Raw genomic sequence first — 5,244 nt, forward strand, 5'->3', positions numbered from 1 at the left:
TGCGGCTTTGGATTTTAAATACAACGCATGGAATCACGTGAAACTGGTGATCAGCGGAACGGTAGGCGAAGTTTTCGTGAACAACATGGAAACCCCACTCTTCCAGATTTATGAGCTAAAACACGGTGATGTCGAAGGGACCATTGTATTAAAAGGAAACGCCAACTCACATTTCGCAAACTTCTCCTACGTCCAAATGGATAATCCTCCATTGAAACTTCCCATAAAAGAAATGCCTGCGCTGGAAGCAGCCGTTATTGCTGAGTACCAAATCTCAACCGTCATTGAGGATACGGCCCTGGAAGGCAAAACCTGGTTCAACGAAAAACACTTTTCTGAGCTCGATTGGCATTCCGCATGGCCCGACTACACAGGTTCTATTAACATCTCAAACGGCGTGGATCGGTCGGAAGGTAAAAACACCGCCCTGGTAAAAATCAGTGTCTCGTCTCGGATAAAACAAATCAAAAAATTCGACTTCGGCTACAGCGATGAGGTCCTGGTATTTGTAAACGGGCAATTAGTTTACGGCGGCACCAACGAATTTAGAACCAGAGACTACCGCTACCTTGGCACTATTGGCTATTTCGATTCCATCTATCTGGACCTTGAAGTCGGCGACAACGATATCGTTTTTGCAATAAAAGAAGTTGTGGGCGGTTGGGGAATGAAAGCCAAAATCGAGGACCAAAGCGGCCTGACTTTTCATCAATAATCAACCTCAGTAGGGTTGTAAGGCCAGGCCTTGTGCCTGGCCTTTTTTATTCCTCTTCCCCTGATTCTTGTTTTATCCGTATTTCGATCGCTGAACGGATTTCCTCCTTGAAATGAGGGCTAATTTTGTAAGAATCGTCCAAAGGTGGCGCATTAGCAACTGGGCCTCTTGGACAGCTTCCTCGGCCTCAAAACGATACTGTAGCACTGTTCGCTATAGTTTTCGACCCATTCAGAAGGCTAAGAATATTTGCTTATCGGATTACTCATTTTTGCCATGGCCATTTCACGTCTTGTCAGTTTATACAATAACCACAGAACCCCGATTAAACTCGAGGGCTCAGTCGCTATCAAAATTAAAAATATCATGGATCAAGAACGTATCGAAAAAGCTATCAGAGAAATTCTATTCGCCATCGGAGAAGACCCAGATCGTGACGGATTAATAGAAACACCAGCCAGAGTCGCTCGTATGTACTCTGAGATTTGTAGCGGCCTGGCCGAGAATCCCGCGGATCACATCGAGAAAGCATTCGATGTGGAACATGATGAAATCATCATTGTGCGTGACATCACGTTTTACTCGATCTGCGAGCATCACCTCCTCCCCTTTTTCGGAAAAGCGCATGTTGGCTACCTGCCTCAACCCGGAAGCAAGATCACCGGTTTGTCGAAGCTGGCCCGCCTGGTCGACGGCTATGCGAGACGCCCCCAAGTCCAGGAACGCCTAACCATGGAAATCGCCACCGCCATTCAAACCAAGCTCGAATCATTGGGAACAATCGTCGTTATTGAAGCGGAACACCTGTGCATGTCGATGCGCGGAGTCAAACAACCAGGCGCCACCACCATCACGTCATCTGTATGCGGAATCTTTAGAGAAGACCCTGCCGCGCGCACCGAGGCGATGAATCTGATTTTGAGGAAGTCGTAACGGACTATTGGCAGGACAAGAGATAATTCTTTGTTGATAACCATTACTTGCTCTATGCCAAAGTGATTTAGTACAGTCGGAATTCCCTTATGAAAACAGTTAGCTTCCTTTGTTTTGTGACTGCCTTCACATTGGTAGGACTACTAGTTTTTAAAAAGACCAGTAGTGACAAAGAAAATTCTCCGCTGCATTCGGAAGAGCTTGTTGAAATTGACGACGAGTCACGGGACTCTTTTACTGGGGTTGACGTTAGAGATTCAATAAACCAGAAGGAAGACGAATCCAGGAACAGGGTGGTTAGCGCGGAAATCCTCGATTCATTAGATCAGGAAAAGGTGGATACTCGGGTCCTGTCAGATACAGACCTGAATGACGAATTCGAAGCAGCAGAAAAAGCATTTTCTAATGCCAAGAATCCGGAAGATTTTCAAAGGGCATTCCAACTGTTCAATCGCCTGGCTAAAAAAGGTCATCCCGAAAGCCTTCGTATAACAGCTGAAATGCTGGAAAAAGGTCTTGGCGTAAAAGAGGACTCGCTCGAAGCCTACAACTTCTATCGAAAGGCGGCTGAATTAGGAGATCCTGTGGCTCAATACCGCTTGGCCCAATTTCTGGAAGAAGGGTTGGTGGAAGATCAGGACTTTGAGGAGGCTTACCATTGGTATGAAAAGGCGGCCGATCAAAATCTACCTGATGCATGGGCCCAACTCGGCCGACTAATTTCAGAAGGCACTCTTGTGGAATCCGACTACGAGCTTGCTTTGGATTATTTCAAAAAAGCAGAAGAGATGGGCAGCGAGTGGGGTACTTTCTACAAGGCTACTGCTCTTCTTGAAGGCTGGGGAGTGGAACAGAACCTCAAGGAAGCTATAGGAATAATGAAATCCTTAGGAAATAACGGATTTCACCAAGCACAAGCGGCATTATACATTCTATACATGAAGGCTAAGTTTGTGGAGAAGGATCCGATTCAGGCATTGAATTGGTTGTCGATGGCAGCCGAGGAAAGCAATTCGGCTTATCAACACGTATTTGCCAGCTACCTGTATAAAGGAGAGCTGGTTCCACAAGACATCCATAAAGCATTCAATCTACTGGAGGAATCCGCACTGGATGGACAACTGGAAGCAATATATCGGTTGTCGTTACTATCCTATAAGGAAGCCAAATCAAGGGATGAAAGAGACAAAGCCATTGAGTTTCTGGATCTTGCGGCTGAATACGGACATCATAAATCGCAACTACTAATAGCATACACGCACGCTATCGAGGCGGATGTGAGAGAGGACAAACAAGCATACGACCGTGCAATTACTGTTCTCGAAAAAGCCGAAGACAACGCCAAAGCTCAATACGCATTAAGGCAAAACAGAATTGATGGTGTGCCTCTGAAAACGGCCCTGAAAATCACGATGGATAGCGACTACATCGAACGGCAAAACTACAATACTGAACTCGGGTACCGTGAGACGCAGAGCAGACAACCTCAAGTCATTCATTCTGTAACTCCTCAATATCCACAAGGGTTGCTCGTACAGGACTTTACCGGCAAAGTATTCGTCGTCATGATTATCGATGAGGAAGGTAATCCCACAACAATACAAATTGAAGATTCTCCTCATCCTGCTTTCACAAAGGCTGCTATAGAAGCTGTTGAACAATGGAAATTTAATCCGGCATTAAAAGACGGGCTACCAACGCGTTCAAAAGTGAGGCTGCCTCTTAGCTTTACTATTAAAAGGTGATTTTAACATCGCCTGCGCTGAAACGCTCGAGACTTTACTTCAGCATCGCCACCGAGGGATCCGGATCATCCGCCGCTTCGAAGAAGCCGATAAACATCTCATCCCAGGATTGCTCACCGAATACGACGCGACGCGTTGGGTCGGGATTGTTCGGGTTTTTGACTGAGTTGTCGAAGGCGCCTGTTACCAGCAGCCAGGAACCTGCCGGGACTCGGATCGGCTCCTTGGGATAATAGGATAACTGCCATTGAAAGTCGTAACGTGGAACGTGTAGTAAGGTTTTCTTTTTGCCGTCGGGAGTGAGGAGCTCATACCGCATCCACGTCCCACGAAAGTGCATGTGCGGGAAGAGCCCGTATATCGTGGCCGGTTTCTTGAAAGCATAGGTAGCCACGTGACGAGCATCTTTTTCTCCCGGAGGAATATCCAAATCGGAGTTGATTGCGGATCGTGTTTCACCAATTCGCTCCTGAGGTCCATCAGCCAGATAGATGGCCATCTCGGTCAGGTCGGTTTCCTCCTCACCACTGGTAGTGTAATGCAATTCCAATGTTAGTTTAGCATTCGCTGGCAGCAGCTTTGCCACTCCCTCATCATATTTTTGCGGAGTCGCTCCGGGTGCCCATCCGTAGAAAAATTGTCCTTTCCTACTACCGGAATTAGGCATTCCGGGCCACCTCACATACAGGATGATATGGTGCAGGACGCTGTGGTTACCCGGGTTAAGATCAAACCCATTTATCCAAACATCTTCATCGAATGGATTATCCACCTCTAGGTAACGATAGTCGACAACACCTGTGGCAGGAATTTTCTGCTCTTCCGGAAGTTTCAATACGGCGTCGGGTTTTCCCAAACGCCATTCCGGCAATTTCGGTAATGGTTCTGCCAACGGATCCGTTCCTTCTCCTTTAGGGCTACCCGCCTTTATCCAACTGAGCAAGGTGTGTTCTTCTTCCTGGGTCAGCGATTGGTCGTCCCGAAAATCTCCATAATTGGGATGTGGATCCCAGGGCGGCATGCGACGCGTTAAAAGCACTTCCTCGATCATACTGGAATAATTCGAAACGCGGCGATGGCTGGTCATACTCCAAGGTCCGATAGCTCCTGGCTGATGGCACTCCACGCAGTTTTTCTTTAAAATGGGTGCGACTTGGGAAACGTAATCCGGCACCTCTTCCGAAGAGCTCACATGCGGATAAGAAATGATGCAACCGACCGACCGAGTCTTGGGCTGTGAAATAGGCTCTCCGCCTAACAACTGATTGATGGCTGTTTTAAGGTATTGCTTGGTCGCCTTGGGTTTTTCTGCCCCTTCGCTGAGTTGATCGTCCAAAGCACCTTCATAAACAACTTCCCAGGAAAATGTATCGATGAGAACCACCTCGGCAGTGCGATTGACACCGTAGGCATAGGCCACCGTTTGCTTGGAATCCAGCAAGTAGGTCATCTCCCGCAACTTATATTTTCTTATATCATTTTGAATATCTTTCGCGGATTCGTCGGCGTAAGAGTTAACGATCCAAAAGTTGACTCCCTGGGCCGCGTATTCTTGTTCCAGGGCTCTAAATTTACCCACGGTCTTTTGTGCAATCGGACAACCTGTGCCGGTGAAAAACAAAGCCACCGCTTTCCCCTCCGCACCAAACAGTTCGTAGTTCTTTTCGTGGACATCCAGCAGGTTGAAATTCGGCACTTCACGTGCGGAAAGCGTTCCAACCAGAAGTACAGTAACCAGGAGAATTGATATAAAATTCAGGATTAGATTTTTCATGTTTGAACGGTATTGAGATTGCCCCGAAAAATGGAGACCCGTTGTGCTTAGGTTATAATTTAGATTCATTTGATTCG

The 5,244-nt window shown here is 47.1% G+C and carries 4 protein-coding genes; 3 read left to right on the top strand and 1 reads right to left on the bottom strand.

The genetic code is table 11. From position 1 onward, the window contains the following. The 3 genes from O3C43_24545 to O3C43_24555 form a co-directional block, all read left to right on the top strand. Nucleotides 1–715, top strand: a 715-nt coding sequence (locus O3C43_24545; protein MDA1069658.1) for a hypothetical protein, incomplete at its 5' end; no start/stop codon positions are given. A gap of 366 nt (nt 716–1,081) precedes the next feature. After that, nucleotides 1,082–1,648 (top strand): GTP cyclohydrolase I FolE, encoded by a 567-nt coding sequence (folE, locus tag O3C43_24550; GenBank protein MDA1069659.1) that lies wholly within the window; start codon nt 1,082–1,084, stop codon nt 1,646–1,648. Nucleotides 1,649–1,737: 89 nt separating this feature from the next. Then, nucleotides 1,738–3,393: a TonB family protein gene (locus O3C43_24555; GenBank protein ID MDA1069660.1), complete on the top strand. Its 1,656-nt coding sequence runs from the start codon at nt 1,738–1,740 to the stop codon at nt 3,391–3,393. Between the two features lie 34 nt (nt 3,394–3,427). Here O3C43_24555 and O3C43_24560 read toward each other — a convergent pair whose 3' ends face one another. Beyond that, the gene (locus tag O3C43_24560) at nt 3,428–5,167 is read right to left on the bottom strand and encodes a redoxin domain-containing protein (protein ID MDA1069661.1); all 1,740 of its coding nucleotides are present in this window, start codon (nt 5,165–5,167) and stop codon (nt 3,428–3,430) included. Nucleotides 5,168–5,244: the final 77 nt, after the last annotated feature.

Source organism: Verrucomicrobiota bacterium (assembly GCA_027622555.1).
GTDB lineage: Bacteria > Verrucomicrobiota > Verrucomicrobiia > Opitutales > UBA2995 > UBA2995.

Bases quoted from the DNA above. Each gene is read 5' to 3' on its own strand.
- folE (MDA1069659.1), top strand. From the start codon at position 1,082: ATGGATCAAGAACGTATCGAAAAAGCTATCAGAGAAATTCTATTCGCC.
- O3C43_24555 (MDA1069660.1), top strand. From the start codon at position 1,738: ATGAAAACAGTTAGCTTCCTTTGTTTTGTGACTGCCTTCACATTGGTA.
- O3C43_24560 (MDA1069661.1), bottom strand. From the start codon at position 5,167: ATGAAAAATCTAATCCTGAATTTTATATCAATTCTCCTGGTTACTGTA.